15 protein-coding genes and 1 pseudogene are annotated in these 25,676 nt (G+C 45.0%); 4 read left to right on the forward strand and 12 right to left on the reverse strand.

Annotated features, from left to right (window positions below):
* Positions 1 to 11: 11 nt before the first annotated feature.
* The 4 genes from EHO57_RS00175 to EHO57_RS00190 all read right to left on the reverse strand — a co-directional run bounded on the left by EHO57_RS00175 (position 12) and on the right by EHO57_RS00190 (position 8,151).
* On the reverse strand, positions 12 to 434 hold the full coding sequence (locus EHO57_RS00175) for a hypothetical protein (RefSeq protein WP_246050418.1): 423 nt from the start codon (positions 432 to 434) through the stop codon (positions 12 to 14).
* A gap of 169 nt (positions 435 to 603) precedes the next feature.
* Positions 604 to 2,991 (reverse strand): hypothetical protein, encoded by a 2,388-nt coding sequence (locus tag EHO57_RS00180; protein WP_135646774.1) that lies wholly within the window; start codon positions 2,989 to 2,991, stop codon positions 604 to 606.
* 102 nt (positions 2,992 to 3,093) lie between these two features.
* Positions 3,094 to 6,132, reverse strand: a complete 3,039-nt coding sequence (locus tag EHO57_RS00185) for a TonB-dependent receptor (protein WP_135646775.1) — start codon at positions 6,130 to 6,132, stop codon at positions 3,094 to 3,096.
* A 330-nt stretch (positions 6,133 to 6,462) separates the two neighbouring features.
* Positions 6,463 to 8,151: a putative bifunctional diguanylate cyclase/phosphodiesterase gene (locus EHO57_RS00190; RefSeq protein WP_135646776.1), complete on the reverse strand. Its 1,689-nt coding sequence runs from the start codon at positions 8,149 to 8,151 to the stop codon at positions 6,463 to 6,465.
* Positions 8,152 to 8,776: 625 nt separating this feature from the next.
* On the opposite strand from EHO57_RS00190, the gene EHO57_RS00195 reads away from it, so the two are divergent.
* Positions 8,777 to 9,898, forward strand: a complete 1,122-nt coding sequence (locus EHO57_RS00195; protein WP_135646777.1) for an alkane 1-monooxygenase — start codon at positions 8,777 to 8,779, stop codon at positions 9,896 to 9,898.
* 308 nt (positions 9,899 to 10,206) lie between these two features.
* On the opposite strand, the gene pepN is transcribed toward EHO57_RS00195, so the two are convergent.
* Genes pepN through EHO57_RS00210 form a run of 3 tightly spaced genes read right to left on the reverse strand, consistent with a single transcriptional unit; the run spans position 10,207 to position 14,599 of the window.
* Positions 10,207 to 12,729, reverse strand: a complete 2,523-nt coding sequence (pepN, locus tag EHO57_RS00200) for an aminopeptidase N (RefSeq protein WP_135646778.1) — start codon at positions 12,727 to 12,729, stop codon at positions 10,207 to 10,209.
* A 6-nt stretch (positions 12,730 to 12,735) separates the two neighbouring features.
* A complete protein-coding gene (locus EHO57_RS00205) occupies positions 12,736 to 14,001 on the reverse strand; it encodes an MFS transporter (RefSeq protein WP_135646779.1) in 1,266 nt (421 codons plus the stop codon).
* A 4-nt stretch (positions 14,002 to 14,005) separates the two neighbouring features.
* Positions 14,006 to 14,599 (reverse strand): NUDIX hydrolase, encoded by a 594-nt coding sequence (locus tag EHO57_RS00210; protein ID WP_135646780.1) that lies wholly within the window; start codon positions 14,597 to 14,599, stop codon positions 14,006 to 14,008.
* Positions 14,600 to 15,367: 768 nt separating this feature from the next.
* Here EHO57_RS00210 and EHO57_RS00215 point away from each other — a divergent pair.
* From EHO57_RS00215 to EHO57_RS00225, 3 genes and pseudogenes are all read left to right on the forward strand, one after another.
* Positions 15,368 to 17,383 (forward strand): annotated as a pseudogene (locus EHO57_RS00215) (ATP-dependent helicase); the annotation flags it as partial.
* 4 nt (positions 17,384 to 17,387) lie between these two features.
* On the forward strand, positions 17,388 to 18,032 hold the full coding sequence (locus EHO57_RS00220; RefSeq protein WP_135646781.1) for a tetratricopeptide repeat protein: 645 nt from the start codon (positions 17,388 to 17,390) through the stop codon (positions 18,030 to 18,032).
* Positions 17,936 to 20,296, forward strand: a complete 2,361-nt coding sequence (locus EHO57_RS00225; protein WP_246050419.1) for an LIC_12586 family protein — start codon at positions 17,936 to 17,938, stop codon at positions 20,294 to 20,296. Before EHO57_RS00220 ends, EHO57_RS00225 begins: the two co-directional genes overlap by 97 nt.
* On the opposite strand, the gene lpxB is transcribed toward EHO57_RS00225, so the two are convergent.
* From lpxB to EHO57_RS00250, 5 genes are read right to left on the reverse strand one after another with little or no spacing between them, the layout of a single operon-like run.
* Positions 20,297 to 21,574: a lipid-A-disaccharide synthase gene (gene lpxB / locus EHO57_RS00230; protein ID WP_425460755.1), complete on the reverse strand. Its 1,278-nt coding sequence runs from the start codon at positions 21,572 to 21,574 to the stop codon at positions 20,297 to 20,299.
* Entirely contained in the window at positions 21,522 to 22,376 is an 855-nt protein-coding gene (locus EHO57_RS00235) for an LpxI family protein (protein ID WP_135646782.1), read from the reverse strand. Before EHO57_RS00235 ends, lpxB begins: the two co-directional genes overlap by 53 nt.
* Before the next feature lie 2 nt (positions 22,377 to 22,378).
* Entirely contained in the window at positions 22,379 to 22,621 is a 243-nt protein-coding gene (locus EHO57_RS00240; RefSeq protein WP_135646783.1) for an FmdB family zinc ribbon protein, read from the reverse strand.
* Positions 22,622 to 22,645: 24 nt separating this feature from the next.
* Positions 22,646 to 24,073, reverse strand: coding sequence for an SH3 domain-containing protein (locus tag EHO57_RS00245; RefSeq protein WP_135646784.1), 1,428 nt, complete (start codon positions 24,071 to 24,073; stop codon positions 22,646 to 22,648).
* A gap of 15 nt (positions 24,074 to 24,088) precedes the next feature.
* A complete protein-coding gene (locus tag EHO57_RS00250) occupies positions 24,089 to 25,657 on the reverse strand; it encodes a TolC family protein (RefSeq protein ID WP_425460761.1) in 1,569 nt (522 codons plus the stop codon).
* Between the last annotated feature and the right edge of the window lie 19 nt (positions 25,658 to 25,676).

The following is a 25,676-nucleotide window of genomic DNA, read 5'->3' on the forward strand; positions in this document are numbered from 1 at the left end:
TGTAATGTTCTCTATTCTCTCTTAAGATGGTAGAGCTTATACTTTCCTTTATATTCCAGAATGGTCCTAAATGAACTCAGAGTCATTGTTTCCTTTGTGGAAGGACTATAGAGAGTAGAAATGCATCCCATATGTAAGGTAAAGGGACCGTATTTTTCGGAGGCACGTTTGCAAACGAATTCTTTGAGAATGAAATCTTTGCCACCTATTTTATGAAACAGCTCTTTTACTACAATATTCGACTCCATAGTCATATGATCGTAAGCAAGCTGCGGGGTCATTCCCTGGTCCGAAGTGAATCTCTCTCCGACATGATTCCAGAACATGGTATTGTGCTCATTTGCAGTAAGTGCTAAGTCGGATATGCCTTTGGTATCTTGTCGTTCTGCTGCTTGTATCGCTTTGATCACGACTTCTTCTTTGCTATTTTGCAAATTTGCGATCGGATAGTTCGTGAAGTCGAGATTACATGATAAGAGGAATGGGATAAGGATAAACCGGAAAGTTTTTAAGATCATAATAATTTACTTTGTCTTTGCTTATGTAATAAAAAAGCCCGCTTCGGAGAACCGAAACGGGCTTTTGTTAGATTTTCAAATCTTTTTAGTTAGCAGGAAACTGAGTCCAACCTGTGGTCCAATCGGTTCCGCTTGGATCGATTGCTCCATAGTAGGTAGCAGTTGTAAAGAACGGATCACTGAAGTTTCTTACAGTGGTCGTATCTCTACTTCCAGTTACTGTAGCAGCGGCTGCTGGGAAATAATTCGGAGCAGTAGCGCTTGTAGATGTTACAGCAATTGCTGCCGCACCAATATCAGTGTTCACATCGGCTCCACCGTCTCCGGTGCAAGCTCCGACTGCGGTACCATTGATACTAACGTAGCTTACGTTTGCATTTGAAGGTGCAGAGTCGCTTGTGCAATCTAAAGCCTTTTGAGTTCCATGGTTATCGACTAAGAAGTGAGTATAATCCCCAACTACTTGTCCGGCAGCTCCAGCTGCTCTTCTTACGAAGATCGCTCCACCACCGTTCGTCACGTTACCGGCTCCTACGCAAGTTATGTTTGCGAAGTATGGGTTTGCACAACCACCACCAGTTCTTGCGTCACCTGTGCAAGCAAGAGCGGAGTTACCATCACCTTCGATACAACGGGATACGTCGTCGTTAGCAGCGATAGCATTTGCTACCAGATGAGAAATTCCGAATTGGTATTTACCGATGAATCCATCAGCAAAGTCGAATTGGTCATCACGGTTTGCGGAAGAAACCATGTATTTTGCAGTGAATGCTCCACCCCATTGCTCGTAACCGTCGTCGAATCCGCGGTGACATTGAATGTGGTCAAAAGCTGTTCCAGAACCGACACCCATAAGGGAAATACAGTTTCTTTCGTTTCCTGGAGAGAATGGTGCTCCAGCAAATTGAGCTACTACATAGCTTAGGTGACCGGAAGAATCAGTATTATCGGTTCCGCCGAACGCTCCTGTATCTCCTTCTCCGATCGCTTGGCATCCGCCAGCATTACCACCGCAACCAAAGGTTTGGACCCCTTTTCCTTGGATGATAATTCCCTGCCAGTCAGCAGGCGCTCTTGTTCCAGCGTCTTTAGAAGAAGTGAATAGGATCGGTTCAGCAGCTGTTCCGTTAGCGATCAGCTTACCACCAGCCTTAACAAGAAGTGCGCCTGCAGGGCTCACAGCACCAAAAACGGTCACACCGGCATCGATAGTCATGGTGATTCCGTTTGGAACGATTACAGTTCCACTCAGAACGTAAGGGCTTCCCGCTTTAGTCAAGTGGGCATTACCTGATAAGGTTCCGGAGATGATATTCCCAGTTTTAGGATATACCATATTTACGGAAACGGATCCAAAACTAAAGTCATAAGATCCTCTATCATCCAACACGTTTCCACCTGAGAAGTAACTGTTCCAGCTGGATTCAGTTGAAGTAAGATCCTTTCCTGTAGAAAGCTCTAACGCAGCGTTTGCAGGCTTTTCTGAAACAGGAACTAAAAGTGTTGCCACTCCATTCTTGTTAATTTTCAAACGACGAGGTTTCAAGGTAGCTCCACCGCTTGTCGTAACGATAACGTTGTATGTGTTACCAACACTAGGAACGATTAGCTTCACTCCATTGAATTTTCCGTTCGCATCCGTTTTGAAAGTTCCAATTATGGTTCCTGCAGTTTGGACAGTGGTATTAATCCCAACGCTCGTTGCTCCTGTGTCAAGAGTAGAAACGTCGCAGTAAACACGAACGGTAGTATTCTTGAAAGCAACAGGAAGAGGTCCGACCTTGTATCCGGCTCCGTCTGTTCCAACAGCAGGAACGGTAGGAGCGGTAACGCCATCATAATACTGGCCAGCAGGGAAAGTTCCGGATCCTGCCCAAGCATTAATTTGATCAATGGAAGCTTGACCGCATTGTGCTTTCACGAAGTCTACGCCTGGATCGGTTCCAGCAGCAGGATTTGCAAATACTTTCGCTACAGAGGTGATATACGTAGCAGGGCAGTTTGCTCCGCTATTCGTTTTTGTAGTAGCGTCAAAGTTACCGACGGTATCGCAAGTAACTGACCCGTCAGATGCGTTGGTATTGTTACCAGCACCTTGAGAGTTATTATACAAAAACCCTGCAGGGATCTTATCACCTGCGTATACTCCGCCGGATGACATATAATAAGAAGAATTCTTATTAACCGGGGCAACAGTGCTTACACTGTTTTTCGCCCAGTCTGGAACCAGTACAGTTACAGAACTTTCTCCTCTTCCTACGATTTGAACAGTTGCATTAGCGAGTGGATTCTGTGTTGGCGTACCATCCACTAAGGTTCCAGAAATGTATACCCCGGGACTAGTTCCTCCCAAGAGGCCTGCTAAGGCTGCACCAGCACTGCTGCTTCCGCCTCCGCCTCCGCAATTCAGGGCGTAGATCCCAACGGCGGTTAACCCCAGGAAATAGCCTACTTTTTTTATAGAACGATTCATTTTGAATCTATCCTCCAAATCAATTCAGATAACCCGATTGAACTATTTTTTTGTTTCAATCGTGTTTCGTTTCCGTTAGTTTTCAGTAATCTGCCTAAGCTTTTAGTTAAAGGTATAGGTTGCTGAGAAAGTGAAGGTTGGTCCAAGGCGATAGGAATTGATCGTTTGGCCTTTATACCCATGGCTTCCCAGGCTGACAAAGTTGCTTCCGATATTAAATCCGTTCGTAGTCGTATGAGTTCCGCCGAGAGAGTCCATGATAGGGTTCTCTTGGACAATCTTGATCCTAGCATCGTTCAAGTTCTTTCCGGAAAGCTTTATGTCTAGCTTCTCAAAGAATTTAGCAACGTACGTTATATCGAACATACCCACTGGACGTTCGTAGGTGTCAGGCATACCGAGACCACCGACTGCGTTGATCCTAGGTCCAAACTCGTTATATAACAATGTAATCGAGTGATCTCCCTTCTCATCGAAACGATAACGTAGGTTTACGTTATATACATAGGGAGACTGGCCTTGCAAAGGGCGACTTAAGTTTGTAGGTCTTTGGGTAGTACCACTGACTTGGTAATAGATCCAGTCGTTAAAGGAGACTTCCGATTTGATAAAGAAGGTATTGATACCCACGGACCATCTTTGCATCTTTTCATGCAACATATCTAAGGACTTTCTAGCTTCGAATTCGACCCCTCTTACATAGGCAGATTGAGCGTTCGTATACGTATAACGGAACTGGGAATCCACTTCCATTACCTTCTCGATTGGGGAAGCCATTTGCTTGTCAAAGACACCGATAGCAATGACCTCATCCGACTTAGGATAGAATTCATATCTTAGGTCGTAGTTGTGGATATAGGTCCTGGTTAAGTATTGGTTACCGACCTCGATACCTCCTCCCAAGATATTGAAGAACTGGAAGGGTGCCATTTCCCGGAAGTCCGGTCTTGCCAGGGTTTCCGAGTAGGAAGCTCTTACGTTCGTCTTGTCATTCGGGCTGAAGATAAAGTTCGCAGCAGGCAGAACGTTCTGGTTTGCATTAATTGCATACGGTTTTCTGAATGTAGGATCTACAATAGAAAGTTCGTATGCATTCAAATAAGATTTGTAATTGAATCTGTCAAAGAACTCCGCATTCGGATCGAATGGGTTCGTCGTCTTAACTGCCTGGAAGTTGTTCTCATAACGAAGACCTCCCACAAAGCGAACCAGGCGATGCAAAGGCATGTCAACCTGAGTGTAATAAGAAGAAAGCTTTTGTTTTGCGTCGTATTTGTCAGTAGGTTGAGTTGCATCATCCACGAAGTAACCTTGAGACCCTCTGTTGACAGGGTTATAGACCACTTCGGGAGGAAGAGGGTAGTAAGGCGGAGGTAATTGTCCACCGGCTAGGTTCGTTCCACCTGTTGCTTCCCGGAAAAAGTATCTTTCCGCATTGAAGCTTCTGGTTCTATCCAAATAGCTGTAACCTACTTTCAATTTGGATTGGAGTCCGTCCCATTGGCTGAATGGGATCTCATAATCCGCGCCAGCAAATCGGTTTACGTCCACAGTATTGGACCAGAACTGGCTACTTCCTAAGGTTCCCCCTTGTAGGATTGCGGGTGCTGATCCGTATTGGGTGCTGTTCACCGCATAGATGGTATCTCGCATATCCGGCTGGTCCCTTCTTGCTTCGGATTGGGAAACTCTCCAATCTAGCTTGGTATCCTTGCCTAATATATGGAAGATATGATCTCCACCCAGTTGAGTGGTGAATAGGTTTCTCATGATATAGTTCAGCTTTTGGGCACCGATCGTTTGGCCACTGGCATTGCTATTACCATTGTAAATCAAGACTTCCTTATCGTTGTTTACGCTTAAGAAGTTCTTAAAATGGATCCTATGACCGGCAGCGATTTGAAGGGTATTGTTCAGGATTGCACCCCAGTTTACGGATTCCACATACCATTTTTGGTTATAGTTATAGAATGGGATCAGTTTAGTATTCGCCCCACCGATTGGAACTCCCGGTATCACACCGCCGGCACGGTTCAGGCTATCCGCTTCATCCCTAAATTGGAAATCGTTGTTATAGGTGATCGCGAATAAGGTCCCGAATTTTTTCTCGCCACCTAGATCGAACTTATTTCCTGTAGAGAAGTTGAATCCTGTATTCATGGGGGCATTGATCTGGCTAGGAGACCATTGGTTGCTGAATTGCAAGGATCCTGCAGTGATCAGTTTAGAGTTGTAGCCATATTGCCCGAAGCCCACTTCTTTGAAAGGAGCACCCGGTAAAGCAGTCACGATATCAGGTCTTTTTCTGTTCCCTTCGGAAAGTCCGAGCCAGTCCTGTCCGCCACCGCTATATGTTTTAAAGTTTTGGAATGTAGTGTTATTATTATAACCGGTTTGGATCCCCACTTTTACGAAGAACTCTTCCGGATACTCTTTGGTTTCGATCTTAACGGTTCCACCCGCGAATTCACCCGGTTCTTCCGGAATGAAAGTCTTGGAAACGATGATGTTCTTGATAAGAGAGGCGGGGAATAAGTCTAAGGGAACGATCCTTTTGTTCGGTTCTGTTGAAGGAAGAGGAACGTTGTTCAATAGAGTGTTGGAATATCTTTCTCCTAAGCCTCGAACGAACACGAATCTTCCTCCTACGAGAGTGATACCTGTTACCCTTCGGATAACGTCACCCGCACTGGAGTCAGGAGTTTTGTTGATCGCTTGCGCGGAAATACCGTCAGAAACTGCCGCAGACTTCTTCTGGAATTTCAATAAGGAAGATTCAGAATCATTAAGAGCTCTATCTTCTACTACGACGGTTTCGAGTTTTTTTACTCCCATGGCCACGTTGGCTCTGGCTTTACCGCCTGTAACGGTCACCTTCTTCTTTTGAGTGTCCATCCCTTGCATGATGAACTCTACTTGGTATTCTCCGTCAGGAACGCCTGCGATATCGTAGTTACCGTCCACGTCCGTACGGCCGTATTTATTTAAGCTCCGAATGATAGCTGTAACCCCGAACATAGGCTCGGCGGTTTGCGCATCCAATACTTGTCCGGATATTACTCCCGAATTTTGCGCGAAGATATCATGCGTAAATGTAAGGGCAGCTAATAAGAGCACCAGCTGGATTATTTTTTTTTTCATGAATGAGATTGATCCCCGAGGACTTACTAATTTGGATTACAATCCCATTGCCCCGTTACATTTACATTACGTAGGGGTTAATAATGAATTAAGCTTAACCTGTAAGGTATAAGGTAAGCATGTAGGCAAAAGATGGACAGAGGAGGATGTAATAAATGTCTTAATCCGGATCTATTTTGATTCCGGTTTTCGAGGATTGGACTCTTTTGGTTTCTGTAATATTCCTTTGTTATTAAATTGTAATATTATTTTTGCCCGAAATATAGGAAAAGGGACTTAAAGATCCTCGGTACAATTGAAAATGAAAAAGTACTTAGAATGAGAACTTGCTTATTTAGTTACGAATTTTTCCAAGTCCTGCAGGGAAACAGGACGACTATAATAGAAACCTTGGGCCTCGTCGCAGCCAAGATCCTTGATCTTCCGTAATTGCTCTTCCGTTTCCACGCCTTCTGCAGTGATCCTGAGCCCTAAGCTTTTCCCCAAGGCAATGATCGTCTTAGAGATTGCGAGAGAGTTCGGATCCGTGAGGATCTTCCTAACAAAGGATTGGTCCACTTTCAGCGTTTTCAAAGGAATTTTACTTAAATAAGAGAGGCTGGAGTAACCCGTTCCGAAATCGTCCAAAGCGATCGGAATTCCCCAAGAATGCAATTCTCCTAGGATCTCCAATGCAGACTGCATATTTGTGATCAGACTGGATTCGGTGATCTCCAGTTCCACGTCCTCCATGTTTAAGTCATTCTTTTCTATGGTTTGCAGGATTTTCTTAGTAATGCTTGGATCTTCTAGCTGTTTTGCAGAGAGATTCACGGAGATTCGGGTGGGAGGAAGTCCCTTTTTCTTCCAATTTCCCATGTCTTCTAAGGCTTGGTAGATGACCCATTCGCCCATTTCACTGATAAAACCGCTTTCTTCTGCGATCGGAATAAAGATACTCGGGGAAATAATCCCTAGATCAGGATGATTCCAGCGTAGAAGTGCCTCCGCAGAAACAGTAAGACTCGAATGAAGATCCACTCTGGGCTGGTAATGCAGAAAGAGTTGATTTTTGGGGATAGCGAGTCTTAGGTCCTTCTCCAAAAGATACTTTTCCTTCATTCTTTCTTTCCATTCGGAAGAATATGTTTGGATCTTGGCGATGGCTCCCATCTTGGCTTGGTTCAATGCAGTTTCCGATTTCCAAAGAAGCTGATCAGAGGATTTACCATCGAAGGGAAAAACAGAGATCCCTATCTTGATCTCCGAAGAGATTTGATGGTCGGCCACGTTGATTTGAGAAGAAGCTGCTCCATGGATTTTTTCCGCCCATACTTCCGAATCGGATTCTTGTACTTGAGAGGATGAGGGAGTGGGGAAGAAGGAGAATTCTCCGTCTCCGGTTCTCGCTATCACCGTTTCCGGGCCTAAAAGAGTTTCCAATTTTTGGGAGAGTGCTCTCAGATATAGATCTCCTAAGTGCAATCCAAAATTAGAGCGGATCTGTTTCAGATGAGTTACTTCCAAGGAAAGAACAGGAAAACTTAATACATCGTCTTTACTGGAAAGTTCAGAAAGAGAGGTTGTCAGTTTTTCTAAGAATAGATCTCGATTCGGTAAGCCGGAGAGGCCATCATAGTTAGCCATATAATGGATAAGCTCATCCAGTTTGCGGACAGTAGTCACTGTATCCGCCATAAGAGAACCAGCCTCATCTCTAAATCCTACAGGAAGATCCGGAAGTTCTCTTTCCGATAGATAACGATTTAAGGACTTGGAGGTGAGCACTACTGGTGCCAATAATTTATGAAGAGCGAGAAGGGTGGCAAAGGTTCCTACTAAGGTTGCGACAAGTGCGATGACTAAGATCTTGATCGCAGTTTCCAAATCTTGTGCCGTGGAGACCACAAAGAAAAGGAGAAGTGCGATCAAAGGCACGTGAGTCCCTAAGAATGCAACCAGCATGATCTTGCTAGAATAGGATTTTAAGAGTCGGATTCGACTAAGGTAAGAATAGAAGTTTAAACCGGAAAGACTCATCAAGACCTCTGCTCTTCTGTTCGAAAAGCGAAGAACGTTATGTATGTTTGTTGGCTTAGGGTCTTTTGGCTTTGTTAGGAGATAATTTTCTTCTTATCTGTCATGTTTTTAAACGAGGCTCCTCCAACAAGAAAAAAAGTTTTATACTGTAAACCCAAAGGATTAGGATAGAAATAAATTTTTTACAAAATTTCATAAACGATACATGCATGAGAGTCGAAGTTCCCTCATGAAAGGCTGGAGTGTTTCTGTTGGATCGGTTGGAATCGAGCTTTTAGCGTTACGAAGCGTAAGTTCGTTTCCTTTTGCAAATCCTCCTCTTGAAAGACGTTATGCCCGGTCCTTTTCAAATAGATCCGGAAGACATGGCAAATTGACAAGTCATTGAAGAAGGAACTCCTGCTCTTCCGGAGTGGAAAGCCCTTGGATTAGTTATTCTTCTTCCTAAAATTTATCAGAAACGAGTTATAAGCAGATTCTCCTAATTTTAGAACAAATGTTATAAAAAATGCCCTATTGCAGATTTTTTTCTTGCCTCAATTTAAAACTAGATTATAATACCAAACGTTCGAAATAAATTAAAAAGAATTCTTCCTGTATGGGCTTGGGAAGAAGGAGAGAGCAGATGAGTGTTTGGAAGAGAGTTTCGTTCCTGGTTGCCTTTTTGATCCCGATCTTGGCCGTTGTGGGCTATTACTTAGGGGGTGGGTATAATTTCTTAACACTGGCGGTTGTTTTTGGAATATTGCCAGTCTTGGACCTAGTGCTTGGACCGGATGCGAGTAATCCGGATGAGTCGGAAGTTCCTACGCTTCAAAAGGAATTCTATTTTAGATTTCTCACGTATGCATGGGCCTGGGTCCAATTTTCCCTCGTTCTTTGGGCACTTTGGGAAGTGCAGACCCATTCCTTATCCGGACTGGAGTGGTTTGGGTTCGTGCTTGCGATCGGAGTGAATACTGGAGGCATCGGCATCACGGTCGCTCACGAATTGGGCCATAAGAATACTAAGATAGAGCAATGGTATTCAAAGTTCATTCTCATGACCGTTTGCTATATGCATTTCTTTATCGAGCACAATCGCGGACACCATGTAAACGTTTCTACTCATGAGGATCCGGCGACTAGTCGCAAGGGTGAATCCTTCTTTGCATTTTATCCTCGTACGGTTTTTGGAAGTTTGACTAGCGCATGGGATCTAGAGAAGAAAAGGCTTTCTAAAATCGGAAAGTCAGCTTGGACTTTGGAGAATGAGATGATCACTTCTGCGATCATTCCTCTTCTTTTTATATCATCAGTTACCGGTATTTTTTACGCTTTAACCGGAAGGTTTACCTGGGAAGTGCCGGCCTTCTTCTTTATCCAAAGTTGGATCGCATTTTCCTTATTAGAATTAGTGAATTATATTGAGCATTATGGTCTCGCTCGTAAAGAGATCGCTCCAGGAAAATTCGAGAAGGTTTTGCCGATCCATTCTTGGAACCAGAACTTTACTCTCTCGAATGCGTTCTTGTTCCAACTGCAGAGACATTCCGATCATCATGCGAATGCAGGAAGAAGATACCAGTCGCTTCGACATTTCGAAGAGAGTCCACAATTGCCGTATGGATACGAAGTAATGATCCTATTGGCGCTAGTTCCACCACTTTGGTTTAAAGTGATGGATAAGAAATTGGAAACTTGGAAGTCGGAGAACTCGGGCCAAATCCTCGGAAAAAACGCTGTGAAGAAAAGAGTAATGGCTTAAGAGAAAACCACCAAGAAAAGAATACGAAAAGAAATCATGCAATCGTTTCATTCAAAGAACGATTCGCGAAAAGAAGGGCTCGAATTCGGGCCCTTTTTATTTATTTTGAAAATACCATTTCATCTGAATTCAATCCTAAAGGTTTTCCAAGCAGATTAAAATAGTTTTCCGTGGCGCAAATCCATTTGATCTCCACGATTTCCTTACTTTCCTTTTTCAGGGCGTTTTCGCTTTCGGAACTTAAGGGTGTGATATTCCGGAGGTAGTTCAGAAAATTTTCCATATAAGTTCCCGAAAACGAAGATTGTCTATTTATTGTATTTTTCTAATACTCTCAAGGTTCTTGCGATATCGTCTCTTTGTTGTTGCAGGTCCTTGCGCAATAACTCCGGAAGCGTCTTCTTTTGGTCTAAGAATTCCCGAGTTCGATTATAGAGTTTGGTATCCGGTTCGTAAGAGGGAAACATCATGTGCCCGAATGCGGAAGAAAAGTGTGGATCCCTGGATTCATAAACAGAGATCACTGAATCAAAGAAAAGATCCACATAAGGCAATAGCAATTGCTTTTGGTGTCCCCATTGGAATCCCCGCATTCCGTAGCGAAGAAAATCGGTGGAGTCTTCTTTTTGAGGGTGCAGAAATCTGTCCCAAACATCCTTTTTGCGCTTTGCATCTGGGAAGGAGACCCTGGCTAAGAAAGCTTTCTTCGCTCCCAGGTCCGTATTGTCTTTTGCGATTTCCTTTTCGATCCGTGCGTCGGATTCAGTATCCCCATACGCACTCAATCTGGCGAGAATAGTCCATCTTCTTTCTTGATCGATCGGTATGCCTGGGATCGCTTTCTTCTCGTCCAAGAGCTCTTTTAGATAGGTAAGTTGAGCCTCCGACTTAGAAGTATTTTCTAATATTCTAAACCAAAGGATCTGTTCTTGTTCTGGATTGTTGGCGAGAAGGGACTTCTCCTTAGCGATCGCGTTCATTCTATCCGACCAATTTCTTTTTTCGGATTCAGGGATATAGTTGTCGATCACGGTCAATGCTTTGGTGAGGATATGGCTGTTTCGAACCGAAAGGTCCGGTTCCTTTAATCCTTGGTCCAAGGCTAATTCTAAGAATTCTCTAGGAGAAAGTTCTGCGTCTCGGACCATTTGCCATAAGCTTCCCCAGACAACTCTTCTTGCAAATCGATCCTGGAGGGTGTGCAAACTTCTCTTTAAGATAGGAAGCGCTTCCTTGCCTAAGTAGGTTTTTGCGTAAGCATAGTCCTCGGTATTCAAGAGAAGAAGATCCGCCTGTCCTTTGTCCGATTCCTCAAGAAGCGTTTCTTTTCCTTTGACTAGGACCCGCTTGCGCCAGACCTCTTTTAGTTTTCCGCCTTCTTCTTGGAAGAGTGTGGCTTGCAATGCATGTGTTCGGAGTAGTCCGTTATTTTCGGAAGGGGATTGGGATAAGAATAGCCTTCCGTTCTGTCGGACAGGGCTAAGGGTGTTCACGCCTGTAGTTTCTAACCATTCCTTGCTCCAGCCTCGGATATCGACACCGCTTGTTTCCGACATGCAGGAGAGAAAATCGTTGAGCACTGTATTCTTCTCCGCGTGCCGCTTGAAGTAGAGACGCATCGCATCCCGAAACTTCTCCTCTCCTACATAGTACATCAACTGTCTGAGGACGGAGGCTCCCTTGGAATAGGAGATCCCGTCGAAATTGCTGATCGCCTCTAATGTGTTCTCCGCTTTTCCTGCGATCGGGTGAGTGGTGGAGAGCTGGTCTTCTCTATAGGCCCATTCTTCCCGTACATAAAAATGTTCTAATGCATCCGGGAATAATTTCCCGTTGGACATGGAGTAGTAAGAAAGATAATCCGCGAAGCTTTCGTTCAGCCAGAGATCGTTCCACCATTTCATTGTGACTAAATTCCCAAACCACATATGGACCATTTCATGATACACGGTATTGGCTCGGTTCAAATATTCGGAATAGATGCGAGGTCCTCTGAAGATATAGCTTTCGGAGAAGGTGACTGCTCCCACATTCTCCATGGCTCCCATATTGAATTCAGGTACGAAGATCTGATCATATTTGCCGTATGGATAGGGAACCCCGAAATAATTTTGTAGAAATCCGAAGGCTTCCTTTGTGATCGCAAATAAGTTTTCCGCATCCATATACTTGGAAAGGGACTTGCGGCATAGAATGCGAAGAGGTATGTCTCCCGCCTTATCTTCCCAAACCGCATATGGGCCTACGATCAGAGAGAAAAGGTAGGTGGAGAATTTCTTGGTCCGATGGAATTTTATATTTTTATAATTTCCTTGGACTTCTTCCGTTTGTGGAACTGTGTTATGGATAAAGGTCCATTCGGAAGGTCCGGTAACTTGCAAGTCGTAAGTAGCTTTCAGATCCGGTTGGTCAAAGGAAGGAAATAGCCTATGAGCTTCGAAGGGTTCGAAGTCGGTATGCATGTATTCGGCCTTGTCCGCTGGGTCCGTGAATTTATGGAAACCGGAACCGCTATGATCGAATAGATTCTTATACTTGATACGAAGTTCGTTCTTTCCTTCTTCTAAGATCTCTCCTGGGATGAGAAGGAAGGAGTCCTTCTTCTCATATTTGGTTTCTTCTTTTCCATTTAGCCAGAGGATCTCGATCTTATGAGATACGAAATCCACTTTGAGTTTTCCTTTCTTGCCACCCGTATAAAGGAATCGGACAGTGCTGTCCCCTTCGTATTCCTGGGATCCTTTCTCTAATTTGAGCTGAAGAGAATAATGTACATCCGAGATCTGTCCGGAGCGAAGAGCTGCTTCTTGTTGGGTGAGAATATTGTCCATGGAGTATTAAACCGTTATATCCTTTAGATCCATTTTACGAAGACGAGGTGCGATCGCAGTCACGATCCCTACGGTAAGTAGAGTGAGAGTCCCCCCGATCACAACGGAAGGCACGAGTCCAAATGCTTTGGCCGCGGCACCCGACTCGAAGGCTCCTAACTCATTGGAGGAACCGATAAAGATATTATTCACCGCAGAAACCCTTCCCCGCATATGTTCCGGAGTATACATCTGAACGATCGTATGACGTATCACGACGCTTACCATATCGAAGGAACCGCTCACGACGAGGGCAGCAAAAGAAAGATAGAAATCCCTGGAAAGCGCGAATACGATCATACAGATCCCGAAACCGAATACGCTGGAAAGAAGAATGATCCCCGAATTTGTTTTGGGAGGTTTTACTGCTATGAAGAGTGCGCAAAGGACCGCGCCGATCGCTGGGGCCGATCTTAAGATGCCATACCATTCGGGACCCATCCCCAATACTTCGCGCGAGAAGGTAGGAATTAGCGCTACTGCTCCACCGAAAAGAACGGCGAATAGATCTAAGCTGATCGCTCCGAGGATCAACTGATGACTAAATACGAATTTCCATCCTGTGCCCAAGCTCTTCCAGATGGATTCCTTCTCTCCTTGTTTTTCGGGTACCGGTTTGGAAGGCACGACGAATAAAAGAAAAATAGAAAATAGCATGATGCAGAAATCCGCAAAGTACGCAGTTTGCACACCGTTGAATCCAGTGAGGAGGCCGCCGAGCATAGGACCTAATACGGCGGAACCTTGCCAGGCCACACCGCTCCAGGTAGCTGCATTCGGAAAAATTTCCTTAGAAACTAACTGAGTTTGATACGCTGCGATACTAGGAGAAAGGAAGCCTCTACAAATTCCAGAGAAGAAGATCACAGAATAGATGGGCCAAACGGAGAAATCACGAAGGACCCAGGCAAATTCCGGCAGCGTAAAGGAGAAGAGTAAGAAAGAACTGAGAGTTAATCCGCTTAGAGAGATGACGATGATCTTCTTACGAGGAAAACTATCCACGACCAGTCCGGAAAATAGAGAAACAGTCACGTTAGGCACAAGTTCCGCGAAGCCGATCAAACCTACGAAGAATGCGTCATGAGTGATATTGTCTATCTGCCAGAATACCACTGTGGATTGCATGACAAAGGAAAGAGTAACCAGGAATTTGCCGGCTAAAAAATTTCGGAACTCCGGTACTTGGAGAGAGATAAACGGGTTGGTTTTCGTTGTAGATTTGTCTGTCATTGAACTAGTTCTGTTTCTCGTAATTTAATCCGTACTTCATAAAGAACAATCCGAAAGCGGCGACCATCATCCCATGATGAAGAATATTCCGATCCAGGATGTCCCGAATATTTTGAAGAGGGTATTGATACACTTCTATCTGTTCGCTTTCGTCTAGGTCCTGTCCCTTCTCATGAAGAAAGACATTCCTGGCCACGAATGTATGGCACCAATTGTCCAAGATCGCAGGATTCGCGGAAACCTTTCCGAGATATTCCCAGTCGTCGGACAGAAGGCCGGTCTCTTCTCTCAATTCTGCCTGAGCCGATTCTAGAAGAGTCGCCTTCTCTGCGATCCCTCCGGGAATTTCGAGAGAATAACGATGCATTCCGTGTCTATATTGATCGATTAAGATCACATTCCCTTCGGAAGTCAGTGCGATTACGTTCACCCAATCCTTGGATTCTAAATGGAAGAAGTTCCCGGAAATTTTTCTATCAGGAGAAGTCTTGGGAACGGAAACCAATTCGAAGATGGGAGACTTGTAAATGGATTGTTTCTCGCCCAGATCCCAAAGATTGGAATCCGGAGAATACTGATCGGGATGGAAATCTTGCATAATCCGCAGTTTCTTCCTATTTTTCTAAAACCTTTCAGATTCGCAAACCTTTGCCTGTACACGGTTGACAAGAACTGGAAATGCAGGATTATGTCGCTTACAGAAGAGGCCATTCGGTGCTTGGAAAATGGGGATTTTCCGAGCCTGAATTCCTATTTCCTACTGTTTTTATCCATGAGCCAAGAATCGAATCCTGCCAATCCAACTTTCCCTGGAGATTTTGTTCCGAAGAAGAAATCGAAATACCCGGAGGAGTCTTTGCCTTTCTTGAGTTTTTCGGAAAGCATCTCTTCGGCAGGATCGGAAGAAGAGTCCGAGGATTCGTACGGAACTTCTTTTTATGAAGAAGATGAGATCCCGGAAGTAGAGCAGGTCTTTGTTTCCGAGAACCGAGAAGGAGTTCCTTCCTCGGCAGAAGAACTTTCTCCTTCGGCTGGAGTTCCTTCTTCGGAACTGAAGGAACGGAATGAGCCGGAGCCTGAAATTGGATCGGTCTCTGTCGAAGTACCTACAAAAATCGAAAATCCCTCTCATTTGGATACAGCTCTCTCTGCTTTGGAATCCACGTTACTTACTTCTTCGAAAGATCTGGAAAATCCGGAAGGAGTTCCTTCTTCTGAGACCGAAAATTCCGTCGAAGTTACTACAAATCTAGAGGCTGGAGTTCCTTCTTCCCCCCAAGAAGAAGGTTCCGAAATTTCCGTTCCGAAAGAAAGGCCAGAGTCGAAACGAAAACCGAAAGAAAAAGAGGCCAGCTCTTCCGTATTCCAGCATCTTTCTCCTGAGCAGCAGAGAGCCGTGCAGACTGTGCAAGGTCCTCTCTTGATCTTCGCCGGTGCGGGTTCCGGAAAGACAAGGGTAATCTCGAATCGCATTGCTCATATGATCCAGGATCATCATATTCCTGCCGGAAAGATCGTGGCATTATCCTTTACGAACAAGAGCGCCAAGGAAATGGGAGAAAGGGTTCGCAAATTGATCCCCCGAAATCTTTTGAAAGGGATTGCCTTGTCTACATTCCACTCTTTGGGGCTCGGCATCCTGAAGAAGCATATCGAGAAGCTAGGATACAAGCATCCGTTCTTATTATTAAACCAAGCCGACCAAGAGGGCCTTGTGACCGGAATGCTTGTGGCCCAAAAATTGGAGCCGAAGCGTCCTCAGGTCATGGAGGTTCTTTCTAAGATCTCCAGGATCAAGAACTCGGGTCTGGATTATTTGGAAACGATGAAAGCGTCTATGGGAGAAGGGGACCAGTTGGCCGCTTCTCTCTTCCAACAATATCAGGATACTTTGAAGGAACAGAATTCGATCGACTTCGACGATTTGATCCTTCTTCCTTCTAAACTTTTATTAGAGTTTGAAGAAGTCCGAGAAGAATATCATAAGAAGTATCAGTATTTTATGGTGGACGAGTTCCAAGATACGAACCCTGTCCAATACGTTTTCCTGCGTGCCTTGATGGGGGAATCGGACAACCTATGTGTGGTAGGCGACGACGACCAATCCATCTATGCTTTCCGTGGTTCAGATGTGAGCCTGATCCTTGGTTTCGAGAAGGATTTTGCGGGAGCAAACGTTATACGCCTCTTGGAGAATTATAGATCCACAGATATCATAGTATCCGCGGCAAATTCGCTGATCCGCCATAATGTTTCCAGAAGATCCAAAGAATTATTCTCAAAGGTCCCCGGCGCGCTCAAGGTCAAGTACGTGGAGAGGATCGACGAGAAAGACGAAGCGGAATGGGTAGTAGAGAATATCCGAGAAGAGATCATCAAGGAAGCGAGAAAGGGAAGTCAGATCGCGATCCTGTTCCGAACCAATTTTCAGTCCCGTCCTTTCGAAGAGGCTCTTCGTGCCAGGGACATGCCGTACAAGGTCGTGGGCGGATACAATTTCTTCGATCGAAAAGAAGTACGGGATCTCATCTCCTATATCCGTTTGATCGCAAACCAAAAGGACGATGCCTCCCTTCTCAGGATCATCAATTACCCGAAACGAGGGATCGGTGCCGGATCCATTGCACTTGTGCATGAGAAGGCTGCTCAGAACAAGGAATCCTTGTATGAGACATTATTCCGGGTTTGTGAATCCCCCGATTTCATTCCGGATCTAAACCGCAAGATATCTTCCGAGATCTATAATTTCGTAAATCTGATCGAGAAGGCTAAGAAGAAGTTTTCTTCCTCTCCTAGGCTCTTCTTCGCCTTACGGGAATTAATCGCTGATCTCGCCCTGGAGAAGGAGATCCTACTAGAAGAGAAGGAAGAAAAGGTCGCAAAAGCCAGGATCTATAATATGTCAGAATTGGTGAATATGTTGGCCTTTTTCGAGGAAAACAACGATTCTGGCGACAAACCCACATTATTCGATTTCATCAATCGTTTGGCTATGTTGATGGAAGACGAACCTTCCGATGAGAAAGAAGACAATCGAGTTCAGTTACTCACCATTCACCAATCCAAGGGATTAGAATTCGAATCCGTTTATGTCGTAGGATTGGAAGAAGGGATTTTACCTTCTGGAAGAGCCACTGTGGAAGATCAATCGGTGGATGAAGAGCGCAGATTGATGTATGTAGCGATGACTCGGGCGAAGAGGCATTTATGCTTGACAGGAGCCGCGAATCGCCGCAAATTTGGGGAGCAATTGGCCTCCGAGCCTTCTCGCTTCCTAAAAGAGATAGATCCGGAGACCTTGGACTGGCTTTCCAATGAGGAAACCAGGAAGCAGGAAACAGATGACTTCCTGCAAGAACTTGAAAAATTGAAAACGGGATGAGAAAATGAGTAAATACCTCGCAATATTCATTATCGGGACCCAAATTTTCCTAGCATGTGCGAGCGCGCAAAAAGAAGGCGCAGTTTCCGCCAATTTGGAAACCCAGGTACGCGCCGAGATTAAGGGGATCGATCAGCAAATGACTGATCTCCGCCCAGAAGATAGAAAATACCCTGAACTTCTTCTTCAAAAAGCAAAACTCTTACTGAAAATCGAGTCTTTCAAAGAAGCTTCTCTAGTTCTTAGAGAACTCCAAAACTCAAAAGACGGACGTAACCTGGAACATTTGGATCATTACCTAGGATCTGCCTATCTAGGAATTAATGACTACGATAATGCTATCGTGCATTTCCGTAAGTCGGACAATGTGGACCGAGATTTTGAGTCAGTAACCCGCAAAAAAATGTGGGCCAAAGCATATTTCGAAGATGAGAAATATGGACAGGCCTTGGGGATCTTAGGAAGAGCTTCCAAAGAAAAGAATTTCGAGAAAGATCTCTTCTACTATGAGACCGTAGTGGTCAGTTTCTACAGAATTAAGGAATACAAAAGATGTCAGTTGGTTCTGGAAGAAGGATTACACAAGTTTCCGGAAAGTCTGGTACTGAAGGAAACCTCGGAGAAGATCAACCAGGTTCTCCAACGTTAATTCGCTTTTCTTTTCCCCTCCCCAAAAACCCGATAATCAAAACGGACCGGTTTTCCTTTCAAATACCGGTCCCTTCTCGTATCTATCATTTTGTCTCTCATTGGTTTTTTCGGATCCAATCGATCGCTGAGAAGCCTTCCTTTCGTAAAGTATCCATTGCGGCTATCGTACTTCTATTGCTTCTTGCCGCCGCAAAAGAATCTGCGGAATGGTATTTTGTGCGCAGGATACTTGACCTTAGAGGGGTGAAGGAACTCACTCGAGGATTCATCAACGAGGAATTGGATCGCGCAGTTACGTTAGGCGTTGTTGAATACGAATTCCCGAACCATGTATTTATAGAAGATCTAAAGATCTCCAGCGATGAGGACTTTGCTTCTCAGAGGATGATCTTCAAGGCAAATAAGATCGAGCTCCTTTTACGAGGCCTTTGGAGAGGGCAGCCTTCTGTCAAAGCCATCCGTGTGCGTAATGCGCAATTGAGTATCGACATGGAAGATAAGATCTCCGGGGAGATCCTTTCTTATATCCATAAGATCAATATCCCTGAGATCCGTTTGGAAGATACTACCGTGACCGTTTACAAGGGAGGAAAGGTCCTCTTAGAGAACGTAAAGGGTATCGATTTCCATATTCGTAAAGAAGGAACTAAGATCCAAGTGCAGATCTCCGATTCCCTTCTTCCTATTCCCGGATTCAGATATGTGAAAGGGAATTTCATCACGGATGTGGGAAGCAAGAATATGAACCTGGACATTCTATTCAAGAATGCCAAGGCGGAGGCAACGGGAGGGTTATACTCCGAATTTTCTCCCTTCTATCCTAAAACGGGAAGGATCTCCGGCCAGGCAAGTTTGCAGTCTGACGGTACCAACCTGATCGTAAAAGGGAAAACGGAATTCTCCGGGGTGAACGGTATTGTTCTGCAGGAACTCCCTCTACAAGAAGAGCCTTGGGAGTGGAAGGATGTGGATCTGGACCACGAATGGACTCGTTCTTCTCAAGGAGAATCCTATAAGGAAGAGCATAAGATCTCTGTGGGGGAGGATCATCTGGGCCTTACCAAGTCCAAGAATGAAAAGGGATTGAAGACCTGGGATCTTTCTCTCTCCATTCAGGATCTGGACGATATTCGAAATTATTTACCGGTTTCTTCCGATCTGGATAAGTTTGGCGGCTCCTTGGAATTACTCTGGAAGGGGAGTGAGACTGGAAACTATGGGGACTGGTTGAAGTCGGAAGCAAAACTTTCTCTAGAGGATTTTCGTTGGAAGGACACCTACTTGGATCTTGAGATCCGCAGAGGAGAATTCGCTTGGAATCCCGCCGGGATCTTGGAAGCTTCTCTGCATGGAAAGCAATTCGGCCTTCCTTGGTCGGCAAACCTAAAGGGAAAGACCGGATTTAGGAAGGGATTCAAGGGAGACGGCTCCGCTTATTTTCCTTTGCAGGGGGAATATAATTTGGATCTGAGCACGGATTCGATTCTTATCTCTAACTATCTGCCTTTGTACAGATCCATTCGCCAAATCGTGAGAGAAGACATCCATACTCGAATGGAGAAGCTGATCCCTGAGATCAAGTTCGTAAGGACTCCAGTTTACAAATATTTTATGGAGTATCCGTCCGGGAATATTAAGATCACGTCCAAGGAAGTGAAATGGGACAAGGATCTACCTAGCATGGGACAGCTAGAGGCGAATTTGAAATATGCTGCCTCTCAGTCCCGCTTGGAAGGAAAGATCGCCGGACCGGGAGAGGCTAAGCTCATCTCTTATTTCACATACGGATCCGACAATCCTTACTTCAATATAGATTTTGAAACGATAAATTTACCTTGGGGAGTTCCTACCTTCTCCTTTTGCGGAGGAGATCTGATCCCTCAGACCTTGGACACGGATGCGACCATTCGGTTTAACGGGAATAATTTCTTGGACATGCATGATCGAATGTATGTCACGATCGAAAAAGTAAAACTCTCCAATACTATTTGGAAAGGCAAAGGAGAGTTTCCTCTTCCTTTGCAGCCGAATTTCGAGATGGGTTTCGATTATGCAAATCCTGGAACTCCTTCCCTTAGGAATGTATATTGGAAGTCCGGGAATGTGAATGCGACTGCGAACGTTTATATTGAATCCGATTCTCCCAAATATTCGGTGAATGGGACAGTCTATGCGGCTTCTTCGGAATCGAACCAGCCTGTGGCGACTTCTTCTTTTTATGTTCGTTTCAAGGAAACGAATAAGGGCTGCTTTAAGGAATGATCAAACGACCGGGTTTGGCTTTTCTTTTAAGAAATGTAGAATAGCCTTCGAAGCATTCTTGGAGCTATGCTCTTCTCCCAAGGATTCTTTTACGAGCTTGATCTCGTCTATCATCTGATTTCTGTATTTCTTATTCTTTAGAATGGCCAAAGATTCTTCTTTAGCTTCTTCGGGTGTACATTCCGCCTGTATGAGTTCTTTGACGGTTTCTCTTCCGCTGAGTATGTTTACTAGACCGATAAAAGGAGTTCGGATGAGAAGCGCCGAAATGAAGTAGGTGAGCATGCTTACTTTGTACAGGATCACCATCGGTTTTTCGAAATAGACTACTTCTAGGGTTGCGGTTCCGGAGGTCACGAGCACTAGATCGGAGATCTCTATGGCGCGGAGAGACCTATCGAATAGATATTCTATGTGAATTCCTTCATGAAGACTCTGGATGATTCCGATCTTGGACTGAATGAATTCTTCTTCTTTTACGTTTATGTTCGGAATAAGAAAACGGACATGCTTCTTCTCCGCTTCTAACTCTTGGTGGATCTGGACTGCGGATTCTAAGAGAGTATCTAAGGTCCTATGGATCTCGCCGGAACGAGAACCTGGCATGAGAGTGATCGTCTGCCAATGTCCCGGCTTTTCTTCCAATTGGATCGGTTGCTCTTTTCTTAGTTTTTCCTTGATCCTTTGCGCGATAGGATGTCCTACAAAAACAGATCGAATCTCATAATCGTCGTACAATTTCTTTTCGAAAGGAAATAGGACGAGCATTAGGTCCACGCATTCCTTGATCTTATGAATGCGATTGAAATTCCAAGCCCAGAGTTGCGGGGATACATAGAAGATTACTTTGATCCCAAGCTCCTTCAATCTTGCGGCGAGCCTCAAATTGAAACCGGGATAATCGATCAGGATGGCATGAGTGCAGGAACGGGCGATCGCTTCTTCGACCAGTCTTTCCATGAGGGCTTTCAGGAATTTGTATTTGAATAGGACGGCAGTGAATCCGATCACAGAAAGCTCTTCCATATCTTCTATGGAATCGAATCCTTCTTCTAACATTCTCGGGCCGCCGATCCCGAAGAATTGGAAATCGGGATCGTGTTTCTTGAGCTCTTTGAGTAATTCCGCGCCTAACAAGTCTCCGGAATGTTCTCCTGCGAGTACGAGAAAAACGGGAGAAGAAGAAACATTCGGAGAAGGGATCCTCTGTTTCTCGGAAGGCTTCTTAGTTCTTGGGAAGCTTTTTTTGGGAAGAATTGATTTTCGAGACGTTGCCACGGCCGATGCTCAAGATATGGATTTTCAATTTTTCTGCAAGGCTAATAAATTCTGCAGGATTGACTACAATGGTCTCTCCTTCTCGGAGAGCGAGAATGTCACAATTGCTTTCGCTCATTGTCTTTAAGGTTTCTGCCCCTACGGTAGGAAGGTCGAATCTATCGTCTTGGCTAGGCTTGGAGCTCTTGCAGACAACCGCCTTTCTTTTCTTGGCGAATTGTCCGCCTCTTCGAATGGTCTGGTCGGTTCCTTCAACAGCCTCGACTGCCAGAACGGATTTGTCCACTACGACGACGGCTTGTCCTATATCCAGATGGGCGATCTTCTCCGCATACTCCATTCCGAATTCCACATCATCCAATTGCTTCTTGTCCAAGGATCTCTTGGTATAACGTCCTTCAGGAAGAAGAAGGGATTTCAGATAGGTCTTTTGGGAAATGATATTGATACCTTCCTTCTCGAAATCCTCCGCTACTGTTTTGAAGATGGAGTAGTCATGACGATTTACCATGCGGGCAAGAAGCGCGATGGCCTTCAGATCGAAGTTCAGGCTCTTGAAGATAATCTCTTTCTTAACTTTTCCTAATAGAAGAAGTCGGTCCACTTGATTTGCTTTGCACGCCTTCAGTAGACCGCCTATCTTTGCGATCCGTATCGGAACCACTCTATCCGGATAATCTCCGGGCTTGAAATCTGATTCTGCGATGGAAAGAAAGATAGGATCTTCGCCGGCAGCGATGGCTTCTCTCATTCCTATCTGGGGAAGGTTTCCTCCTCCCGCCAAGATCCCTAAACGGCCCAAACTTAGTTGGAGGAGTTTCCGGAAGAACCGGAGGAAGATTCGGAGCTTTTGGAAGGGGAAGATTTATAATCGGTCACATAGAAGCCGGATCCCTTGAAGATGATCCCACCGCCATTGGATATTAAACGATCCACTTCTCCGCTTTTTCCGCAGAGAATACAGGTCGTGATCGGATCGTCCTTCATGGACTGAAAATACTCGAAAGTCTGCCCGCAAGCCTTGCATCTATAATCGTAAGTCGGCACTGATTTTCCTCGCTTGATCCAAGATCAAAATAAAAACTTAAATCGAAACGCCGCCGCGTTAGAGCCGGACTTTTTATCCGGCTGCAAGAGGCAGAGTTTAAAGAGATTCCCTTCTTCCGGAGTGAATTCCACTTCGGGTTGGATCCCTTGTAATACGGTTTTTTCTCCCACCATGAGGGAGGCTGTAGGAGCTCCTACGGAGGAGATTCCCAGCAGGTATCTTCCCTTACCGGAAGAGATACCAGTGATATACTTGTTCCTATTGATGGAGACGCTTTCCCTGTCAAGGTCGATTTGGTAGGCGGGCTTCCAGTCGCCAGGACGGCCCGAATAAAGCCGAAAGATAGGTACTGTCTCCTCACCACTTAGACTGGCTGCGAGGAACTCGAGAGAGCGAAAAGGTTCTTCTACAATCCTGCAAAGCTCTTTGTATTTTCCATTTTGAGAACGATATAAAACGATTCCGTAATCCCCATCCAAGGCTAACTTTTCAGTAGGAATATATTCCCCATGAAAGCCGGGAGGGATCTTGTCCTCCGTCCAAAATGCAAAGTCCCAGGCCTGGCTTCTTTCGGATTGAGAGAATTCCGCAAGCATCTGTTCCGCTTTCGTTGTAGCGAACGGATCTTCTTCTAAGAAATGAGAGAAGATCCAGCCGGAGATTTGCAGTTCCGGAATATAAACTTGGATCCAATTTCCTTTTCTTCCTTGGACGGTTTCGGAACGAGGGTCCTTGTCTAGAGCATAGAGTAGGATGCCTTTCTTCAGTCTGGTCTTGCCCGGATTCTCTGTGCCGGGTCCGGATCGGACATTCGTATTCTCTCCCGTATTCTTGAATCGGGAAGCTAAGAAGGGAGAGTCCTCTCTGGTAGAAAGGAATCCGAGTAGTTCGGAGAGACGATCCCTCTCCACGTCGGAAAGCTTGGTGTCTCTTTTTAGGATCTTTTTCAGTACGGATGAATAAGAAGAACCTAATGTGATCGGATTGACCCGAATGAATTCCTTCAAGTCCTTTAAGAAGGAGATATCGTCTTCCCATTCTCCTGCAAGATCCAATCTGGAAAGAACAGCTTTCTGTCTCCAGTATCCTCCCGCCCTCAATTGCGTTAGGAACGGATCCTCAAAGACAGGAAATTCTCCGCTGGATTCCGTGGACTTACCTGCGGAGATCCCATATTCTTTCTTGAATCGGTTTACTATTCTGACCCTGTCTTCCGGTTCTTTAGAGATCAGTTCTGAGTTGAGGCGAACTAAGGAATATGATGCGTAGAATAGATCTTCGGGAGTGGGAACGTCCAGTTTCTTGACGGCCCCGATCACCTTTTCCCATTTTTCCTTTCTATAATATTCGTAGATAGTGTCGGAAGGTTTTGGCCAGAATCTGATCGTAAGCCAAACGATTACGATCAGAAGTACGAATCCGATAATGGATAGGAAAAATCCGCGCTTCAAAGAGAACCAGGACCCTTATTCAAGAGTAGGAATAAGTTTGTCTACGTCCAGGTTGAATCTTTCTAAGAGAGTGTTCTTCGCGATATAATATCTCATTAAATCGATATTGAAGTTCACTCTTGCTTGGGTCAGGCTCAATTGGTCTCTCACCAAAGTATCCAGAGCGTTTTTCACTGCGACTGCGTCTGCTCTTCCTTGGCGGAAACTGCGGAGCACTCCGTTATAATAGTTCTGGGTCTCGCTTTCCGTAACGATGGAATTCTTGTAGATCTTGTAGCTTGCTTCTACGGAATCGATCCTTCCTTTCACATCGTCTCTCACTTCGTTCCTTAAATCTATCTCTTTCAGTGAAGCTTGTCTTAAAGTGATCTCCGAGTCTCTGCGTCCCGCATAAACGCCCTTGTCGAAGAGAGGATAAGAGAAGGCTACTTTTCCGTTATAGTCCTTGTATTTTAAGGAAGTGACCCCGTCTCCGCTATCGGTGTAATTCTTTTCGGGAGTAGTGATCGTTTGCGCCTGAGAAGAAGCCGATCCGGAAAGTGTCAGAGTAGGTAACTGATCGTTCTTTGCGTTCTTCAATAGAAGTTCCGCATTCTCCTTATCTTTGACTGCGTTTACGTAATCTGTTCTTTTCTTATAAGCGATTTCAAGATCTTTGGCAAAGTTCGGCTTCTCGGGCATTTCTTCCAGTAAGTCCGTCTCTTCGGAAAGATCGGTGTCGTTCTCTAATTTTAAAGTACGTGCTAATTTTCTTTTGGATTCTTCTTTTTGAACGACTGCGGTTTCTAACTGGCTATCTGCTTGTGCGAGTAGGGCGTTCCATTGGTTGACTTCGAATCCTTCCGATAGACCTAATCCTTGCTTGCGGATGGTCAAGTTGCGGATGTCTTTTACGTTCTCCTGCAATTTACGGTAAGTTTTCAAAGAATGGAGTTTGACGGAATAATCCCAGAAGTCCACGAGAGATCCGACGATCGCTTGGGAGATTTGCAAGGAGACTTGGTTCTTGGCCATCTGAGCTTGGTTGTCTAGGATCTTCTCTTGGTTTCTTCCCTTATAGCCGAAGGAGTTCTTGAGTAAGTCCTGGCTAATGGTTGCCGTAATGAACCCTGTATATAATGGAGGAAGGGCAAGTCCCGCAAATCCTGCGGTAAGAGGATTACTCTTGTCCTCGAATGCGTTCGAGTCGAAGCGAGTATTTCCGGCTTCTAATTTGAAATAAGTTCCGGTCGCTCTAATGGTCTTTTCGATACCACCCTTGATCGTATCGTTGGAGATCTTCGTTCCAGTAAAGACGTTGTTCTGGTTGAATGGAAGGATGCTCTGTCTAAAGCTTCCGTCCGCTACCAATCTCCAAGAATATTGGGACTCAGACTTGAGGTAATTCGAATCTGATTTCGCTAATTCGTATCTCAGGTTTTGGAGGGCAAAGTTACTATCGAGGGCTCTTTTTACGGTTTCTTCCGTAGTGAGCCTCATGATCTTACCGCCGCTTGGTCTTTGGTCCTGGGCGGAAAGGCCGAAGGACCCGACGAGGAGGAGGGTAGAACAGAGTAAAATGGAGACTTGAGTCTTTCGGCCCATTCCCCTATTTGAAAGTTTT

It is taken from the genome of Leptospira langatensis (assembly GCF_004770615.1).
In the GTDB taxonomy this organism is placed as follows: domain Bacteria; phylum Spirochaetota; class Leptospiria; order Leptospirales; family Leptospiraceae; genus Leptospira_B; species Leptospira_B langatensis.

Coding starts and splice junctions, on each gene's coding strand:
- EHO57_RS00180 (WP_135646774.1), bottom strand. CDS start 2,991: ATGAATCGTTCTATAAAAAAAGTAGGCTATTTCCTGGGGTTAACCGCC.
- EHO57_RS00185 (WP_135646775.1), bottom strand. CDS start 6,132: ATGAAAAAAAAAATAATCCAGCTGGTGCTCTTATTAGCTGCCCTTACA.
- EHO57_RS00190 (WP_135646776.1), bottom strand. CDS start 8,151: ATGAGTCTTTCCGGTTTAAACTTCTATTCTTACCTTAGTCGAATCCGA.
- EHO57_RS00195 (WP_135646777.1), top strand. CDS start 8,777: ATGAGTGTTTGGAAGAGAGTTTCGTTCCTGGTTGCCTTTTTGATCCCG.
- pepN (WP_135646778.1), bottom strand. CDS start 12,729: ATGGACAATATTCTCACCCAACAAGAAGCAGCTCTTCGCTCCGGACAG.
- EHO57_RS00205 (WP_135646779.1), bottom strand. CDS start 14,001: ATGACAGACAAATCTACAACGAAAACCAACCCGTTTATCTCTCTCCAA.
- EHO57_RS00210 (WP_135646780.1), bottom strand. CDS start 14,599: ATGCAAGATTTCCATCCCGATCAGTATTCTCCGGATTCCAATCTTTGG.
- EHO57_RS00220 (WP_135646781.1), top strand. CDS start 17,388: ATGAGTAAATACCTCGCAATATTCATTATCGGGACCCAAATTTTCCTA.
- EHO57_RS00225 (WP_246050419.1), top strand. CDS start 17,936: ATGTCAGTTGGTTCTGGAAGAAGGATTACACAAGTTTCCGGAAAGTCT.
- EHO57_RS00250 (WP_425460761.1), bottom strand. CDS start 25,657: ATGGGCCGAAAGACTCAAGTCTCCATTTTACTCTGTTCTACCCTCCTC.